The sequence below is a fragment of the Erwinia sp. V90_4 genome (genome assembly GCF_029967685.1).
Taxonomy (GTDB): Bacteria; Pseudomonadota; Gammaproteobacteria; order Enterobacterales; family Enterobacteriaceae; genus Erwinia; species Erwinia aphidicola.
The window spans coordinates 13,135-31,210 of record NZ_JASCAQ010000062.1; the positions used below are offsets into that span (position 1 = coordinate 13,135).

15 protein-coding genes are annotated in these 18,076 nt (G+C 56.2%); 5 read left to right on the forward strand and 10 right to left on the reverse strand.

The genetic code is table 11. The annotated features are described in order from the left end of the window. Positions 1–190: 190 nt before the first annotated feature. From QLG07_RS18565 to QLG07_RS18580, 4 genes are all read right to left on the reverse strand, one after another. Positions 191–2,554, reverse strand: a complete 2,364-nt coding sequence (locus QLG07_RS18565) for a membrane-bound PQQ-dependent dehydrogenase, glucose/quinate/shikimate family (protein WP_282469863.1) — start codon at positions 2,552–2,554, stop codon at positions 191–193. Positions 2,555–2,739: 185 nt separating this feature from the next. After that, positions 2,740–3,999 (reverse strand): PTS ascorbate transporter subunit IIC, encoded by a 1,260-nt coding sequence (locus QLG07_RS18570; protein WP_048915635.1) that lies wholly within the window; start codon positions 3,997–3,999, stop codon positions 2,740–2,742. A 13-nt stretch (positions 4,000–4,012) separates the two neighbouring features. Next, entirely contained in the window at positions 4,013–4,300 is a 288-nt protein-coding gene (locus tag QLG07_RS18575; protein ID WP_282469864.1) for a PTS sugar transporter subunit IIB, read from the reverse strand. A 20-nt stretch (positions 4,301–4,320) separates the two neighbouring features. Then, positions 4,321–4,764 carry a PTS sugar transporter subunit IIA gene (locus tag QLG07_RS18580; RefSeq protein ID WP_099753299.1) on the reverse strand — a complete coding sequence of 148 codons (444 nt, stop codon included), beginning with the start codon at positions 4,762–4,764 and terminating at the stop codon, positions 4,321–4,323. A gap of 307 nt (positions 4,765–5,071) precedes the next feature. Here QLG07_RS18580 and QLG07_RS18585 point away from each other — a divergent pair, with 307 nt between their 5' ends. Beyond that, on the forward strand, positions 5,072–6,262 hold the full coding sequence (locus tag QLG07_RS18585) for a LacI family DNA-binding transcriptional regulator (RefSeq protein WP_282469865.1): 1,191 nt from the start codon (positions 5,072–5,074) through the stop codon (positions 6,260–6,262). Positions 6,263–6,266: 4 nt separating this feature from the next. On the opposite strand, the gene QLG07_RS18590 is transcribed toward QLG07_RS18585, so the two are convergent. Further along, on the reverse strand, positions 6,267–6,878 hold the full coding sequence (locus QLG07_RS18590) for a hypothetical protein (RefSeq protein ID WP_282469866.1): 612 nt from the start codon (positions 6,876–6,878) through the stop codon (positions 6,267–6,269). 240 nt (positions 6,879–7,118) lie between these two features. Between QLG07_RS18590 and QLG07_RS18595 the strand changes: the two genes are divergently transcribed. Continuing rightward, positions 7,119–8,576: an AMP nucleosidase gene (locus QLG07_RS18595; RefSeq protein ID WP_048915630.1), complete on the forward strand. Its 1,458-nt coding sequence runs from the start codon at positions 7,119–7,121 to the stop codon at positions 8,574–8,576. A gap of 32 nt (positions 8,577–8,608) precedes the next feature. Here QLG07_RS18595 and QLG07_RS18600 read toward each other — a convergent pair whose 3' ends face one another. From QLG07_RS18600 to QLG07_RS18610, 3 genes are read right to left on the reverse strand one after another with little or no spacing between them, the layout of a single operon-like run. Continuing rightward, on the reverse strand, positions 8,609–9,286 hold the full coding sequence (locus QLG07_RS18600; RefSeq protein WP_282469867.1) for a hypothetical protein: 678 nt from the start codon (positions 9,284–9,286) through the stop codon (positions 8,609–8,611). Continuing rightward, complete coding sequence (locus tag QLG07_RS18605) at positions 9,286–9,996, reverse strand: hypothetical protein (protein ID WP_282469868.1); 711 nt, start codon at positions 9,994–9,996, stop codon at positions 9,286–9,288. Before QLG07_RS18605 ends, QLG07_RS18600 begins: the two co-directional genes overlap by 1 nt. After that, positions 9,989–10,660 carry an ArsR family transcriptional regulator gene (locus QLG07_RS18610; protein WP_230049712.1) on the reverse strand — a complete coding sequence of 224 codons (672 nt, stop codon included), beginning with the start codon at positions 10,658–10,660 and terminating at the stop codon, positions 9,989–9,991. Before QLG07_RS18610 ends, QLG07_RS18605 begins: the two co-directional genes overlap by 8 nt. A gap of 314 nt (positions 10,661–10,974) precedes the next feature. On the opposite strand from QLG07_RS18610, the gene QLG07_RS18615 reads away from it, so the two are divergent. The 3 genes from QLG07_RS18615 (at position 10,975) to QLG07_RS18625 (ending at position 15,408) form a co-directional block, all read left to right on the forward strand. Continuing rightward, complete coding sequence (locus QLG07_RS18615) at positions 10,975–12,030, forward strand: 2,3-butanediol dehydrogenase (protein ID WP_133625042.1); 1,056 nt, start codon at positions 10,975–10,977, stop codon at positions 12,028–12,030. A gap of 348 nt (positions 12,031–12,378) precedes the next feature. Further along, positions 12,379–14,679: an FdhF/YdeP family oxidoreductase gene (locus QLG07_RS18620; protein ID WP_282469869.1), complete on the forward strand. Its 2,301-nt coding sequence runs from the start codon at positions 12,379–12,381 to the stop codon at positions 14,677–14,679. Between the two features lie 150 nt (positions 14,680–14,829). Continuing rightward, the gene (locus QLG07_RS18625) at positions 14,830–15,408 is read left to right on the forward strand and encodes a YceI family protein (protein WP_282469870.1); all 579 of its coding nucleotides are present in this window, start codon (positions 14,830–14,832) and stop codon (positions 15,406–15,408) included. A 75-nt stretch (positions 15,409–15,483) separates the two neighbouring features. Here the strand turns inward: QLG07_RS18625 and QLG07_RS18630 are convergent, their stop codons facing one another. Together QLG07_RS18630 and QLG07_RS18635 are read right to left on the reverse strand one after the other, a co-directional pair. Beyond that, complete coding sequence (locus tag QLG07_RS18630) at positions 15,484–15,930, reverse strand: GNAT family N-acetyltransferase (protein ID WP_282469871.1); 447 nt, start codon at positions 15,928–15,930, stop codon at positions 15,484–15,486. Between the two features lie 191 nt (positions 15,931–16,121). Then, complete coding sequence (locus tag QLG07_RS18635) at positions 16,122–18,068, reverse strand: sigma-54-dependent Fis family transcriptional regulator (protein ID WP_282469872.1); 1,947 nt, start codon at positions 18,066–18,068, stop codon at positions 16,122–16,124. Positions 18,069–18,076 lie beyond the last annotated feature (8 nt).

Sequence of the window (18,076 nt, forward strand, 5' to 3'; positions counted from 1 at the left end):
TCAGGGTCGACCGGAAAAGCGGGTCTTCAATACGAATGGCGCAAATCCGCGGCACGGGTCGACCGGAAAAGAGGGTCTTCAATACGAATGCTGCGAATCCGCGGCACGGGTCGACCGGAAAAGAGGGTCGACCCCTACGGGTTTTTGGTAGTGGCTGACCCTCTTTTTCGGTCAGCCAGCCACATCCCGCTTATTTCAGACGGTACGCCACCACGGCATCACCCTCTTTGGTGCCCAGCGAACCGTGACCACCGGCCGCAATCACCACGTACTGCTTGTTGTCGCTGCCCATATAGGTAGAAGGCGTTGCCTGACCGCCCGCTGGCAGCTCGGTCTGCCACAGCAGTTCGCCGCTGTTGACGTCGTAAGCGCGGAAGAAGTTATCCGCCGTTGCGCCATGGAACACCACATCACCGGCCGTGGTTAACGGCCCACCGTGTGCCACCATCCCCATCGGGAAACCGATTGGGAAACGGCCCGGCAGGAACGAGGTTTTAAGATTTTTAGTGGTACCTACGCGGCGCATCCACTCGGTTTTACCGGTAGACAGGTCAACGCCCACCATACGGCCCCAAGGTGGCGCGATGCACGGGATCCCCAGGCTGGAGGAGAGCTGCTGAATATGAATGGCATAATCGCCGTCAAAGTTCTCATTCCAGTACGGCGTGCCGTCCTTGGTGAAAAGGCGCTGTTTAGCATTTTCCGCGTTACGTTTGATCAGGTTGTACTTATAGGCCAGGCGTACCGGCGAAGCGATCAGGATCTGGCGCTCAGGGTCAACCGCCACCGAGCCCCAGTTAAACACCCCGATATTGCCCGGGAAGACAATCGAACCGCCTTCGGTCGCTGGCGTCCACGGGTTGCCGTCGTAGCGCAGGGATTTAAAGTCGATGCGGCAGGCCATCTGGTCGAACGGCGTGATGCCCCACATTGATTTTTCGCTCAGCGGCTGCGGAATAAAGTTCAGCGCGGAGACCGGCTGCGTTGGCGAATACTTCTCGCCAGCAATACCTTTAGTAGAAACGTCTTTCTGATTGATCGGATACACCGCCTCACCGGTCAGACGATTAAGCACAAACAGGTTGCCGGTTTTGGTCGGCAGGATCACCACCGGCTGTTTCTTGCCCTGGTAATCAATATCCAGCAGCGACGGCTGTGATGGATTATCGCGGTCCCAAAGATCATGCTTCGACGACTGGAAGCGCCATTTAAAGGCACCGGTTTTCAGATCCAGCGCCACCAGCGTGTCGCGGAACTTCTCGGTGTTGCTGTCGGCATTACGCTCAATCCCCACTTCATCCGGGGAGGCATTACCAAATGGAACGTACACCAGGCCATTTTTCAGGTCAGCGCTCAGCGTGGCCCAGGCTACCGGCGTATCCTGCGGATAGGTGGCGTCAGCCGCAATCGGCTGAGTGTTTTCCGGGTTAGCCGGATCAAAGTTCCACACCAGGCGACCGGAAGTGGCATCGTAAGCGCGGATCACGCCAGACGGATTACCGCTGTTGAAGCCGTTATCCATCACCGATCCCCCGACAATCACCAGATTGCCGGCTACCAGCGGTGCCGCAGTCTGCATCAGCGCGTGCGGGCGCACGGTACCCATGTTGGCATGCAGATCGACCACGCCGTTGTTGCCGAAGTCGGCACACAGTTTACCGGTATCGGCATCCAGCGCGATCAGTTTGGCATCGTTGCTGGCGTTAAAGATACGCTTGCGGCAGATAGCTGGGCTGGCCGCGCCAGTGTCTGCCTGGGCCTGCTGGCCGCCGTCGTAATAGCTCACGCCGCGACAGGTCTGGTGCTGTTGCAGATAAGAAGCCTCTTTCTTCGGCTGATATTTCCATTTCAGCGCCCCGGTTTCCGGGTTCAGCGCGTGAATTTCATTGTGCGGCGTACAGAAATAGACGCTGTTGTTAACCTTCAGCGGGGTCGCTTCAAAGGTGTATTCGGAAGCATCATCGCTGGCGCGCAGATCGCCGGTATGATAGGTCCAGGCCACCTGCAGATTGCTGACGTTATCGCGGGTAATCTGCTTGAGGTCGGAGAAGCGCAGGCCATTGCTGGTGCCGCCGTAGGCTGACCAGTCACTGCCTGCCACCTCGTTACTGCTGCCCTGACGCTGGGTGGTGATGGTGCCCGCTTTCGGATACGGGTCATAGAACATCATCCCTACTACCAGCGCGATAATCAGCACCATGGTGGTACCGAGGAACGGATGGAAGCGGCGTTTTTCAGCTTTATACAGCGGGCGTACCACCCACGGCATCACCAGCCACAGGCCGATCACACCAATGATATTCCCCCGTGGGATCCACTGCCATTTGTCGAAGCCGACTTCATAAATTGACCACGCGACTACCAGCCACATCAGCACGGCATAGATGGAAAGCGAAATTTTTTTGTTCATAAACAGTGTGATAGCGGTAGCCAACAGGCCAACCCCGATAATCACATAGAATGGCGACCCTCCCAGCATCAGGAGTTGGGCGCCCATGTACAGCATAGCGATTGCAATGACCGCGATGACAATACCGGTGAGTTTGTTAAGCATTAGTATCCCTTAGTGTTAATCAACGTAATTATTTTCTGACAAATAATTACATGCACTATACATTAAATTAACTAAAAAAATCTGATAAAAACCCAAACGGATTTTAGATCGCAGGAATAACCACCGCCGTCAGAACAAAAAAAACCCCGCACTAAGCGGGGCGTGTTCAGCATTGAAGCCAGCGGTTAACGCACGATCAAGCCGAGCAGGATCCCGACCGCGCCGAAGTCGGAGTCGCTGAAGGTGGTGTTCGCCAGGCCAATGCTGCCCAGTACCGGCAGCAGGAACACCGGAATAAAGGTGATCAGCAGGCCGTTGGTGAACGCACCAAGGATGGCGCCGCGGCGCCCGCCCGTTGCATTACCGAATACTCCGGCGGCCGCGCCGACGAAGAAGTGCGGCACCACGCCTGGAATAATCACCGTCATGTTCAGCGCATACAGCAGGAACATGCCCAGCACCCCGGCCACAAAGCTGCTGAGGAAGCCAACCAGTACCGCGTTCGGCGCATACGGGAACACCACCGGGCAGTCGAGCGCCGGTTTGGCGTTCGGCACCAGCTTGTCGGAAATCCCTTTAAACGCCGGAACGATCTCCGCAATCACCATGCGTACGCCCTGCAGCACGATATAAACCCCGGCGGCAAAGGTGATCGACTGCATTAGCGAGAACATAAACCAGTTTTTGCCACCCGCGTTCATCTCTTTCACCGTTGACGGACCGGCCACCAGGCAGGTGAAGATAAAGATGAAGAACATGGTAAAGGCAATCGCCACCGGCGTGTCGCGCAGGAACAGCAGGCTTTTCGGCACTTCCATATCTTCGGTCGACTTCTCTTTATTGCCGAACTTGCTGCCGATCCAGGCAGAGAGCAGCTGAGAGATCGCCGAGAAGTGACCGAACGCCACATCATCCGAACCGGTTACCTTTTTCATGTACGGGTGGATGATGGCCGGGAAGAACACCATCGACACGCCGACCACCAGCGAACCGACGGCGATCAGGGTGGCCCCCTTCATGCCCGCCGTAGCCAGAATCACCGCCACCATCATCGACATAAACAACGTATGGTGGCCGGTGAGGAAGATGTATTTCCACGGCGTAAAGCGCGCAATCGCAATGTTAATTACCATGGCGAAGAACATAATCATCGCCATTTCCGTGCCGAAGCTCTTCTGCGCCACCGCCACGATCGCTTCGTTATTCGGCACCACGCCCGGGATCCCGAAGGCATGATGGAAGATAGCGGCGAAGTCGCCGAGCGAGGAGACAATCAGCCCGGCGCCCGCACCGAGGATCAGGAAGCCCATCACGGTTTTCACCGTGCCTTTGATCACTTCGGTCGCCGGCTTTTTCTGCGCCACCAGACCGATCAGTGCAATCAGCCCCACCAGGATGGAGGGCTCAGACAGCACGTCGCTCATTAAAAAACGGAAAAATTCCATTTCTGGCTCCCTGTTATAATGCGCCGAGTTCGGTCAGCGCCGCTGCGATACGCTCTTTCATCGCCACTTTGTCCACCATGTTTTTCAGGGAGACAATTTTGCCGCCAACCTGCTGAGCGATTAATTGCTCGGCAATATCGGAGGTGCCGACGAAGATATCGCTCTGGGTGCCTTTGGCCGAGCCAAGGTCGACATGGTCAACGTCAGCGTTGACACCCAGATCTTTCACAATGCTTTTGATGCTCATTTCCATCATCAGGCTGGTGCCCAGGCCGTTGCCACATACCACGGTGATTTTCATTTTGTGTCCTCTGGTGTTTATCAATAACGCGAAATAATGGATAAAATCTCTTCAACCGTCGTCGCAGCCATCAGTGACGCGGTATCTTCAGGGGTATCAAACAGCTGTGCCAGCGCGGTAATAATACCGATATGGCTGTTGCTGTCGGTCGCGGCCAGCACAATCAGCAGGTGCACCGGGTCGTTACCATCTGAGTCAAAGTTGACCCCCTGCTGCACCACGGTCAGGCTGACTCCCATTTTGTGGGCGCCGTCTTCCGGGCGTGCATGAGGCATAGCGATACCGGGGCCAACCACGTAATATGGGCCGATGGCTTCGTGCGAGCGGAAAATGGCGTCTACGTAGCGCGCTTCCACCGTGCCGTTATCAAGCAGCGGCTGGCAGGAAAGCGAGACGGCGTGACGCCAGTCGGTGCAGGCGGGAACAATCTGGACAACATCAGCGGTCAGTAATTCTTTCAGCATTTCAGGTCACCTCTCTCTCATCGCCCGAGCAGAGTAGTGCCAGTAACGCTGGAATAATGTGACGAATATCTAAAAAGATAACGCTAACTGTTATAACTATCACTAAATGTGATCGGCTTATCATCCGCCGAAGAATAATTTGTTGCCTGAAGGTTGGCGCGGCACACTGCAACTGTGCCGTAAATGAGGATCAGGCGGGCCGATCGGAAAAATGATCGGCCCCTACAGCGCTATTATTCGGCCTTTGTAGGGGCTGACCCTCTTTTCGGTCAGCCCGCCTGACCAGATGATGAAAGGAGAAACAAGGATGCGAAAGCGGCGAAGTAGCGGTCGCGTGACACTGCAGGATGTGGCCGACTATGTCGGCGTCGGCGCGATGACGGTGTCGCGCGTCATGCGCACACCGGAGCTGGTTTCTGAAAAGGTGCGCAGCAAAGTTGAGCAGGCCGCACGCGCGCTGGGTTATGAAGCCAACCCCGACGCCAGCGACATCGCCAGCAGCAGCGCCAGCCGCGTCACCTTGCAGGACGTGGCGCGCCACGCCGGTATCGGCCCGATGACGGTCTCCCGCGCCCTGCGTGACCCTTCGCTGGTCTCTGACGCCTCGCTCAAAAAAGTGCAGCAGGCGGTCACAGAGCTGGGCTACGTGCCGAACCTTGCCGCCGCCTCGCTGGCCTCCAGTACCCTGCATACCGTCGCCGTGCTCTACCCCTTTCAGCACGATCGCGCCAGTACGCGCTTTATTCAGGCGCTGCAACAGACGCTGAGCAAACAGCCTTTCCAGTTAATCATGGCCTGCCACGAGTATCATCAGTACGGCGAAACGCCGCTGGTGGAGAAGCTGCTGCAGCACCGCCCTTCCGCGCTGGTGCTGTTCGGCGCGCAGCTGGCGAGGAAAACCGCCGATCTGATTGAGTCCAGCGAACTGGTGACCGCCAACGTCTGCGGTGCCGAGCGCTTTAACGCCGATATCACGCTGGATATTGCGATAAGCGATGCCGCCGAACGCCTGACCCGCCACCTGCTGGATAAAGGCTATCGCCGCATCGCTTTTATCGGCGCGCAGACCGACAACCGCCTGCACAAGCAGCAGCTTAACGGCTGGCACAAGGCGATGCTGGCGCACTATCAGAACGCGGACCTGATGATCACCGTGCCGGACGCACCGAGCCTGCAGTTTGGCCGCTACGCCCTCGGCCAGCTGCTGCAGAATCAGCCGGACCTCGATGCGATTATCTGCAGCCATGAAGAGATTGCTTTTGGCGTGCTGGCCGAGTGCCAGCGCCGGTTGCTGAAGGTGCCGTACGACCTGGCGGTCGCCTGCCTGGACGGCTCCAGCAACTGTGACCACACATTCCCGGCGCTGACGTCGATGCGCCTCAATTATGAAAAACTTGGCCAGCAGGTCGGCGAGCGGCTAATGGCGATGCTGGATGACGCCCCGCAGCCGCTGGCCGAGCAGGCGAAGTTTACCCTCGAGCCTGGCGCCAGCAGCTGAAGGATTACTCCAGCTTTTCGTGGCTGATGACAAAAAGCCGGTGTGGATGATAATCGCGGTCTTCCCCCCAGCCATATTGCGCCCAGTGGTCGTAAAAATCGTCCCAGTTGGGGATAGCACGCAGGGGACGATCGTCGAAACTGCCGTCAGACAGGTAGACATGGTATTCAGGCTGCGCCAGAGCCCAGGCAATCATCCCTTCCCAGAAGCGGCGGCCATCGCCGGTATGCTCGCTGTCGGAAACCACGATGGAATAGCGCTGAAGAAAATAGCGGAAAAAGCGCCGGGCGAGACCATGAACCGCCTCTTCGTGCTGAGGCAACACGCTGCGCCACACCATAATCTGCGTACAGCTGCGCCGCGAAGGGACGATAGTGTCCAGCAGCAGTAGCTTGACGGCATAGACGGTTTCCGGCTCCGCGCCTGCTCTAATCAGGCGATACTGATCTTCACGCGATGATTGCAGCAGGCGATACCCCGGCGGCACCGCGTAGTCAGGCAGGTCAAAATCATGCGACCCGCCATCGATAAATGCCTGGGTATGCTGGGTATTCTTCCCTGTTGATGTCCGGCTGAGTTTCTCATCGAACTCCGCCGACGGAATAAGTAGTGGCATCCCTGTCTTCCTCGCTGATTTCTGCATCCTTTCCCCTCCTGTGGCATAAAAACCGTTGCGCAGGCGGGCCTCTATTTCCAACCTAAGCCCTGCTGCTACTTTTAGCAATTATGCTTTTTTTTTATACAGCGCGCCGCACAAATTTCCGGCCAGAAGAGAAAAAAGTTCACTGGTAATAGCCGTTTATCACCATCTTCAGTTAGTCTGTTTGCCATGGTGCAAACGATCCAAGGAGATATTATGACTCAACCCGTAGCGCGATCCCTGACGGTTAACGAGGCGCTGGACGCCCTGGATAGCCAGTACAACGCGGCGGTCGATGCCCTGCGTGATGCCATTACCGCATTTATCGCTAACGGCGCCCTGCCGGATGCGGCACGCCGTGCCGCCGGTCTGTTTGTCTACCCGCAGCTGCGCGTCAGCTGGAACGGCGTTGCCCCCTCGCAGCGCCTGACCCGCGCCTTTGGCCGCTTTACCCGAGCCGGCTGCTACAGCACCACCATTACCCGCCCGGCCCTGCTGCGCCACTATCTCAGTGAGCAGCTGTCGATGCTGACCAGCGAATATCAGGTCACCATTGAAGTGCTGCCATCGCAGCAGGAGATCCCCTTCCCGTATGTCATTGACGGTTCCGGGCTGGCGCTGGATCGCAGCATGAGCGCCGGGATCGCCCAGCACTTCCCGACCACCGAGCTATCACAGATTGGCGATGAGAATGCCGACGGCCTGCTGCCACCGGGGGAAACTTTCCCGCTGTCGCACTTCGATGCGCTGCGCACCGACTTTTCACTGGCCCGCCTGCGCCACTACACCGGCACCCCGGTGGAAGACTTCCAGCCCTACGTGCTGTTTACCAACTACACGCGCTACGTTGATGAGTTCGTGACGTGGGCCTGCGCGCAGATAGCCGACCCGGCCTCGCCGTACGTGGCCCTCTCCTGCGCGGGCGGCACCACGCTGACCCACGACACGCCGCACCCGGAGCAGACCATCTCCGATCTGGCATGGAAAAAACATCAGATGCCCGCCTGGCACCTGATTGCTGAAGACGGCCAGGGCATTACGCTGGTCAATATCGGCGTTGGCCCGTCAAATGCTAAAACCATTTGCGACCATCTGGCGGTGATGCGCCCGCATGCCTGGCTGATGATTGGCCACTGCGGCGGCCTGCGTGAGAGCCAGACCATTGGCGATTACGTGCTGGCGCACGCCTATCTGCGCGATGACCACGTGCTGGACGCGGTGCTGCCGCCGGATATCCCAATCCCGAGCATTGCCGAAGTGCAGCGCGCGCTGTACGACGCGACCAAGCAGGTTAGCAACATGCCGGGCGAAGAGGTGAAACAGCGCCTGCGTACCGGAACGGTAGTCACTACCGACGACCGCAACTGGGAGCTGCGCTACTCCGCTTCCGCGCTGCGCTTTAACCTCAGCCGCGCGGTGGCGGTAGATATGGAGAGCGCCACCATTGCCGCACAGGGTTACCGCTTCCGCGTTCCTTACGGCACGCTGCTGTGCGTCTCCGACAAACCTCTGCACGGCGAGATCAAGCTGCCGGGCCAGGCGAATCGCTTCTACGAAGGGGCGATTTCCGAGCATTTGCAGATTGGCATCCGCGCGATTGATCTGCTGCGCGCCGAGGGCGACCGCCTGCACTCGCGCAAGCTGCGCACCTTTAACGAGCCGCCGTTCCGTTGATGCTGGGTAGATAACGGCTGCAACATAAGCCGTTATCTACTTTTCGTTGAGATAAAATTGTCACAGTCACTATTGATGCTGTTATGACCTTGCTCAGGGTCAAGTATCAGGCTGCTGGCATCATCAGTCCGTTCATTAAAGCAAAAGCCGTCACTAGCCAAAATAATTCTCCGCCCCAAAGTTAGTTGATGATGATTTATCTCGGGTTTAATAAATCGCCTGGCATTCAAACAGCGAGTTAAAGTATGACGGTAAGCATCGCAATTCCGCTCGCCCATCTGTTCGAGTTGTATCGCGCAATTGTGGGGATTTATTATCCATTCTATTACTCCAACATCATTTAACAGGCCCGCCAAACAGTCCCCACAATGGAAAGTTGTAAATTCACCGCTAATCTTATTCAGGATCAACAGGACATAACTGGCCTTATGAAGAAGAAACTGATGACGTAAGAATCGATGATTATGAATGAGTAACTCTATAACAGCACTATCCTGCCGCTGATTAGGCGGGCGGCTCGTTACGTAATTGGCACTTTCTCTGACAATGCAATTTGCCCAGAAATTAGCGAACTCATTTCCCCCACGTTGCTTACCTTCAGCACCGTCGACAAGAGCGCTCACCAGAACCTGTTGGTTCTGAAAAATCACACCAGCATCGCTATTAACTTCACGCTGCGTTCCCTGACTACTTTCCCATAAATAATGCATTAGCGTGGCTCTTTATCGACGATACTTTCGATGCGGCGAAAGATGATCGTCTCACGCCCGGCATCGCCGGCGGACTGGCTCTGTACCGCATAGTCAAAATCACTGTTCGCCAGTAATTTCTTAAACTCTTCGGCAATGAAATTTGCCACGTCAGCAGGCGCTTCTGCTATTTCGCTTATCAGTTCTTCACGACCATCAACAACATGCAGAATATCTTCAACATCACGACTGCTCAGAGGGTCTCCATTACCTCGCCCCTGCCAGGCAACGAGCTTAGTTGCAATGAAATAAACAGGACTGACTACCTTAATTTCAAGGTCTGCATCCAGATGGTGTATCTGAGCACTCAACATGGCACTCTGATACCATTGATTAGTGAAACCTAAGACGGATTCATCATCTGGCATAAAATCGACTCTTAGTTCGCCTAATTTCATTGCGCAGATCGGTTCATCGTCTTCAGGTATTTCCACCCTGAAACCCTGGCTGATGAGACGCTGTTGCAGTTTGTTCCACTCGTTGTAACCCATGACGTTTACGATCAGGTCAACATCATCCGTATGCCTGACCTGTTCTCGAGTATATTCGTCTGTAATCAACAGGCTGGTGGTACATCCACCAACAAATGTCATGCCCTCACAAAGCTCTTTTCCCAGCGCTTGCGCTACCTGCTTGAGCATTTTGATATGAATCTGTGCATGTTCAGGCATCGGATATTTCCATCTGTTTTTTCAACAAGGAAGTAGCGAGTTCCCGCTCTCTGGCAAGACCTATTCTCAATGCATCGATTAACGCCAGAAGACGATACATCTCCGGATCATTTCGGATGGCAACAGCGAAGCTTTTAAATAAGGGATTTACTGCCAGACCTTTGGTATTTCCTGATGGTTCAGCCCATACGGGCACCATTTCACCGCCGCTCATCAGTTTTCCTTCAAGTACTGGCGCGGCAAAAGAGGTGGATATGCCTCGTGTTAACTCCCCTTTTTTTGCAGGAAAGACATAGCGTACACCCGCTATCAAAAACTCGAAAAGTGCCCGCTTATTCGTTCGTGGAACGTGAAGTTTACGGTCGTATTTGACCAGTCCAATATCAATCATTGCATTAAGAGACACGCTAACCTGACTTTTACTGATGCCAGTTTCCTTTGCCAGATTACGTACGCTGTATCGCTCGACGATCCACTGGTCGATTAACTCTGACTCAGGCAAGTCATTGCCCCATCCAGGCCCGCCCTCCCTGACACCCATCTCGATCTCCCAGGTTTTCTCCCAATCAGACGTCGCCGCTATACCGCGATGCTGCTGCACCCAGTCATCTTTTTTTTGCAAGCAGATGAGTTTTAGCATCAAACCTAAATCCTGACCTTTCATGTGTTCCTCTCTGCTGGGACGCTCAACCGTCCCAAGTCCTGGGACAAAGGACATCTTGTTAAATGATTTTAAAATAGTCAATGCCTTTGAGGGGGTTTATTATGTGACACCTGTCGCTGTTACAGGTGTCACATTTCCTTCTTGTGTCACTCCCTCTCCCCGCTGCAGAAACAGAAATAAACAAATAGAATCAGCAAATTACCAACAAAGCACTTTATGGCACGCTTTTCGCACTATGTCGCCCTGAGTTCCTGCACCGGCCGCTGACTGCGGCGATGGACAGGTTTTCTTGTTCCACTCTCAAGGGAAATATGATGAAAGCAGCACGTTGGTATAAAGCGCACGATATCCGCATTGACGACATCGAGGAGCCGCAGGTATCCGCAGGCAAAGTCAAAATCAAAGTGGCGTGGACTGGGATCTGCGGTAGCGATCTGCATGAGTACCTCGCCGGCCCCATTTTCGTCCCGGTCGATAAGCCGCACAAAATCAGCCATGACATCGCCCCGATTGTGATGGGCCACGAGTTCTCCGGCGAAGTGGTCGAGGTGGGCGCAGGCGTCAGCAAATTTAAAGCAGGTGACCGCGTGGTGGTGGAACCGATCCTCGCCTGCCGCGAGTGCGAGGCCTGCCGCGAAGGCAAATATAACCTGTGCGGCGACCTTGGCTTCCACGGTTTATCCGGCGGCGGCGGCGGTTTCTCCTCTTTTACGATGGTTGACGAGCATATGGTGCACCGCATGCCGGATGGCCTCTCTTACGAGCAGGGTGCGCTGGTCGAGCCTGCCGCCGTGGCGCTACATGCGGTGCGCATGAGCAAGCTGAAAGCCGGGGATAAAGCGGCGGTATTCGGCGCGGGCCCGATTGGCCTGCTGGTGATTGAAGCGCTGCGCGCGGCGGGTGCTTCTGAGATTTACGTGGTGGAGCTATCGCCGCAGCGCGCTGAGAAGGCGCTTGAGCTGGGCGCCAACGTGGTGATTGACCCGAGCAAGCAGGACGCAGTTGCCACCATCCGCGACCTGAGTAAAGGCGGCGTAGACGTGTCGTTCGAAGTGACCGGGGTGCCGGTAGTGCTGAAACAGTGCATCGACGCCACCCGCTACGAGGGCGAAACCATTATTGTCTCTATCTGGGAGGGCGAAGCCTCATTCCATCCGAACAGGGTGGTGCTGGCCGAACGCAACGTGAAGGGTATTATTGCCTACCGCCATATTTTCCCGGCGGTGATGGAGCTGATGACCCAGGGCTACTTCCAGGCCGATAAGCTGGTAACTAAGCGCATTGAACTGAACGATCTGGTGACCGAAGGTTTTGAGGCACTGGTTAAAGAGAAGAATCAGGTGAAAATCCTGGTGCGCCCGCCGCAGTAACCGCTGCTATAGGGTCGACCTCTGCGGTACCCCCCAGACATTAATCTGAATATTATCGCGGGATGACAGGTGCCCGGTTTCAGGAGGGGGGCTGCTTTCCGCACCGGCATGAATACATCCCTGTAGCGAGGCAGCACGGCCATCCCCGGCCGTGAGCCTGCTGCAATCAGCCCTCCCTCCTTGCACCCAAAGCCTGGAGATAACTCAGGCTCTACCTTTGTCGCCACTTCCATCGAGAACAGCCTGAACTTTTAAGTAACCAATTGATAACCCGCCGGGGCCTGCTGCATTTCTTTGCTACTTTCATTTAATCAGATTTTAAAAAGATGAAGAGGCCGCAGGATCATTATGAGTAAGAAAAATCATCGTACAGTGCCTGGGGTACATCCCTATGACGGGCCCGCAGGCGGCTGGGGAGCACTCAAGGCCACCGCCATTGCCGTTAAAAACCAGATGGATACCTTCAAAGCGCCGCCCACTTTAATGCGCACAAACCAGCCAGAAGGCTTTGACTGCCCCGGCTGTGCCTGGCCGGATAAGGACCATGGTTCAACCTTCCAGTTTTGTGAGAACGGCGCCAAGGCCGTCACCTGGGAAGCCACCACCAAACGCGTGACGCCGGCATTTCTTGCAGAAAATACCGTGACCTCCCTGCTGAAGCGAACAGACTTCGAGCTTGAGGGATATGGCCGGTTAACCACGCCACTGCGATACGATGCAGCAAGCGATACCTTTAAAGAAGTGAGCTGGGACGAAGCATTCAGCCACATCGCCAAAGGTCTGGCAGCGCTGCAGCCGGACGAAGTCGAGTTTTATACCTCTGGCCGGGCATCAAACGAAGCAGCCTACCTGTTTCAGCTGTTCGCCCGCGAGTATGGAACCAACAATTTTCCTGACTGTTCAAACATGTGTCACGAAGCGACAAGCGTAGGCTTGCCGCAGTCGATAGGTATCGGTAAAGGCACTGTCTCACTGGACGACTTTGATAGCGCAGAGCTCATTCTCTCTATGGGCCACAATCCGGGGACCAACCACCCGCGTATGATGGGGACGTTGCACGAGCTGGCGCGCCGCAAAGTCCCCATTATCGTCTTTAACCCAATGCGTGAACGCGCGCTTGAGCGTTTCGCCGATCCGCAGAATGTTATGGAGATGGCCACTTACGGCTCGACTGACATCGCCTCAACTTACTATCTGGTGCGCGCCGGAGGCGACTCGGCTGCGCTAAAGGGCATCGCTAAAGCGGTACTTGAAATTGAGGCCGAAACAGGCGCGGCGCTGGATCATGATTTTATCAACGAGCACACCGAAGGTTTCGAGCGCTTTGCAACGGACATTCATGCCACTTCGTGGCATTCAATTGAGCATGACTCCGGTCTGAAGCAAGCGGAACTTCGCAGCGTGGCAGAAGCCTATGTCAAATCGAAGGCCACCATCCTGACCTACGGCATGGGCATCACCCAGCACAACCGCGGAACGGACAACGTACGCCTGCTGGTTAATCTGTTGCTGATGCGCGGCAATATCGGTAAACCCGGTGCTGGCGTGTGTCCGCTGCGAGGCCACTCTAACGTCCAGGGCAACCGCACCGTAGGGATCACTGAAAAGCCCGGCTCTGATTTCCTCAGCAAGCTGCAGAACGTATTCGGATTTACTCCGCCCGCTCAGCACGGTCACGATGCGGTGCAGGCGATGCAAGCCATGGTAGAGAAAAGAGCTAAGGCACTGATTTGCCTTGGCGGTAACTTTGCGGTGGCGTTACCCGATCCTGATGTCTCCTTTGCGGCGATGCGTGAACTTGAGCTCAGCGTCCACATCGCCACCAAACTTAACCGGACACATCTTCTGACCGGGAAAGAGACGTTGCTGCTGCCTTGCCTCGGTCGCACTGAACTTGACGAGCAATCCGGTATCCGGCAGTCGGTCACCGTTGAAGACTCGATGTCGATGGTGCACGCCTCCTCCGGTAAGCTCAAGCCTGCATCACCACTGCTTCGCTCTGAACCTGCGATAGTCGCCGGGATGGCGAAAGCTTCCTTGCCGGATACACGGGTTAACTGGAGTGAACTGGTTGCCGATTATGACCTCATCCGGGAGCTGATCGAAAAAACCATACCCGGTTTTGACAACTATAACGCGCGTATTCGTCATCCCGGCGGTTTCCAGATGCCGCTTCCACCGAGAGAGCGCATCTGGCCCACTCAATCAGGAAAAGCGGTGTTTTCAGTTTATCAGGGCACTCATGAGGATTTATCCGTTGAGGGTGAGGACGTGCTACGGCTCATAACATTGCGCAGTCACGATCAGTACAACACCACAATCTACGCTTTAGACGACCGCTATCGCGGCGTATTTGGCCGCCGCGATGTGCTATTTATGTGCGACTATGACCTTGAGCGTCTGGGCCTGGAACACGGTGATGTCGTCGATCTTGAGTCAGCGGTACCGGGCTACCACATGCGCCTCGAATCCATGACGGTAGTGCGTTACGCTATTTCACCGGGGTCGATTGGCGCCTACTATCCTGAAGCTAACGTACTTATTCCGCTCGACTATATCGACAAGGAAAGCGGCACACCGTCCTATAAATCTGCGCCTGTTCGCATCACTCTCAGGTCGCACGAAATAGCTAAAACGCCAGTGGGTTGAATCGTCGGGATAATAGATGCGGCAGGCGAATTATCTGCCGCATCTTCAACTTCTGGCGTTGACCGCATTTCAATTTTAAAACGGGGCGTAAAATCGAATAAAAAAGACGGCTGAAGCGTTTACACGATACTCACTCTGAGGATTATCAATATGACTCGTTTCATGCTTGCCATCGCCCTGGGCTTTTTGTTCCATCCGCTTTGCTTATACGCCAGCCCGGTCAGCTACCGTATCGACACTCAAAACACGACAATTTCCCTCTCATGGCATGCATTTGGCAGTGTCTCTAAAGCCAGCATGGGAAAGGTGACGGGAGGAATTACCCTGGATGCAGGAGATGAAAGGGCGGACCGTATCGACGTGACCATTCCGGCCGCGACCCTTGAGGCTTCCAATAGCCTGTTAACTTATCAGATGAAAAGCCGTCCCTTTTTTGATGCAGAGCGCTATCCGAACATCGCTTTCACCAGCAGTCGCCTTGTGGCACTGGGAAACGGACATTTTCGCTTGTTTGGCACGCTGAAAATCAAGAACGTCACGCGCCCGGTGATCCTTGACGCCTCACTGGATGGGAAAAAGGCGGTCTCCTCCAGTACTGAGATCCTTGTTATGCATGCTTCAACAGCGATTTCGCGTTCAGCATTCAATATGGACAGCTTTGCCGCACTGGTGGATGACACGGTAACAATTAATATTGAAATTCAGGCCCGTCCGTATCAAAGCGCATAGTGACATAACTGCCCATACAAGATATTTGAACGGGCAGCGATGAGCGAGAAGCGCAGTTGCTTTTGTATGGGAAGATTATGTTTCCCGCAGTTTCATATGTAACAAAGGGTATGGCCTGCCCTGCCCGTCAAATTCCGAACGCCCCACCGTTTCAAACCCGTGCTTTTGATAAAAGGTAATCGCCTGAGGATTCTGTTCGTTTACGTCGAGTTCATTAGCACCCTGCTCATCAATAGCCTGTCGCAGGAGTAATTTCCCGACTCCTTTTCCGCGTTGTTCTGCATCGATAAAGAGCATTTCAATGCGGTTTTCGCTTACCCCTGTAAAGCCCACTATCGAACCGTCGCAGCAAAGACGAGCGACCGTAATAGTGAGGCCAGGAAAATACGTATTCAGTAACAGAGGGCGTAGCGCCTGAATATCCTGTTCCTGCAAGAAATCATGCGTAGCCCGTACGGAAGATTCCCAGACCTTCAGTAATATCGGATAATGAATTTTCGTACCGATTTCCATATTTATCATGATGTTATAATCCTTGAATTGATATTGTATCGCCATGATAGCAATAGGGTATTGTTTGTCACGATATGGAGTACACGTCCTCGTTTAGCTATACCAACAATACCTCAGCGCACCCATAGTATGGTCCGCATGCCCGGATCGCCTTATGCCCGCCGCCGCGAGCAGGAACAGGTCGGCCGCCGTCACAGGGGTCATCGCCCCCCCTTATTCGGTGACCGGATGCCGTAACGCTGCATGCGGCGATAGAGCGTCATGCGGCTGATGCCCAGCTGGCGGGCCACCGCACTGTGGTTCCAGCGGGCGGCGTGCAGCTGCTGCATCAGCAACTGCGCCTGCGGCGGCAGGTCCGTGGCTTCCTGCGGGTCAGGCTGCGCGCGGGGATCGTCAGCGTGGGCCTTCAGGGTTTCCGGCAGATCGTCAACCTCAATCCGCCCGCCGTCACACACTGCGGCGGCGTAGTCGAGGGCATTACGCAGCTCGCGCAGGTTGCCGGGCCAGGCGTGCTGATGCAGCCGTGTGCGCGCCTGCGGCGTCAGTTCAGCCCTGCCCGCCAGCAGTCGGGCGACCAGCCAGTCGAGATCGCTGCGTGCGCGCAGCGGCGGCAGCGAGATGCGTGCACCCTGCAGGCGATAAAACATGTCGGCGCGGAAACGCCCCTGCTCCACCAGCTTATCGAGCGCGTGATGCGAGGCGGAGATCACGCGGATATCGACGGGCAGCGGGCGGGTGGCGCCAACCGGCAGCACCTCCTGCTCGGCCAGAACGCGCAGCAGTCGCGTCTGCATCTCCAGCGGCATATCACCGATCTCGTCGAGGAACAGCGTACCCCCGTCAGACTCCTGCACCAGCCCGCGCTTTGCCTTGCTGCCCGCGCCGGAAAAGCTGCCCGGCAGGTGGCCGAACAGCTCGCTCTCAATCAGCGTCGGCGCGATGGCGGCGCAGTTAACCGCAATAAACGGCCGCGCCCGGCGCGCGCTGGCCTGATGAAACGCACGGGCAAAAACCTCTTTGCCGCAGCCGGTTTCGCCATGTACCACCAGGTGCAGCGGCGCATTCAGCAGCCGTGCCGCCCGCTGCAGCTGCTGCTGTAGCGCCGCATCACCACCGCTCAGCGCTGCCAGGGGTTGCGGGAGTGCCAGCGGTGCGGTCATCACTCGCCGCGGCGGGCGCCGCGCCGGTTGCACGGCGGTCACATAGAGCCGCTCGCCGCTGTTGATCCGCTCCAGCGTACCCTGCCGCCCGTTAGCGCTGGCCAGCCAGTCCGGCAGGCTGTCGATGGCGGTATTAAACAGCTGTTCAATCGGCATCCCGATCAGCGTGCTGCGGCTGTGCGGCGACGGCGCCGTAATCCCCAGCTCGTGCTCCAGCATGCGCTGCGCACGATGGTTATGCCCGACCAGGCGCCCGCTGGCGTCAAAGGCGATCAGGAAATCCGGGCTAACCTCAACAAACGACGACGATGGGCTGAGCTTCAGCACCCAGTCGCTGCGGTGGCGGTGCTCAAACCAGGCGTTTTCAATCTGATGGGCGGAGAGTCTGGCGATCTGTAGCGCCAGCTGCTGGCTGGATTTCGACTGCGGCGAGGTCAGCGCGGAGATATCGAGAATGGCATTCAGCTGCCCCTGCGGGTCAAACAGCGGTACCGCGCTGCAGGTTAGCGGAATATGGGTGGCGTCGAAATGGTCCGCCTGATGCACGGTCAGCGCCTTGCCGGTCGCCAGCGCGGTGCCCACCGCGCAGGTGCCCGCCCAGGCTTCCGACCACTGCGCCCCAAGGAATAGTCCGGCGCGGCGCAGGCTGATTTCAGACCCGGCATCGCCCAGATAGTCGACCGTCACGCCGCGGGCATCGTTGAGCAGCACCACATAACCGGCCTGAGCGATCTGCTGATACAGCACGCCCAGCCCGTGACGGGCAATGCGGCGGAACTCTTCAAGATTTTCGCGATGCTCACGCAGTTCGTTATACGGCAGAATGCGCGCTTCCTGCATGCGGCTCGGATCCAGACCGTGAAACTCGACGCAGCGCTGCCAGGAGTCGCGAATGGTCTGGTCATGCTGGCGCAGATGTCGCCTCTGCGCGCCCGGGCTCAGGCTCTCCATGACGGTGGCAATATGTTCGCGCTGGCTCTGATTCACAACTCACC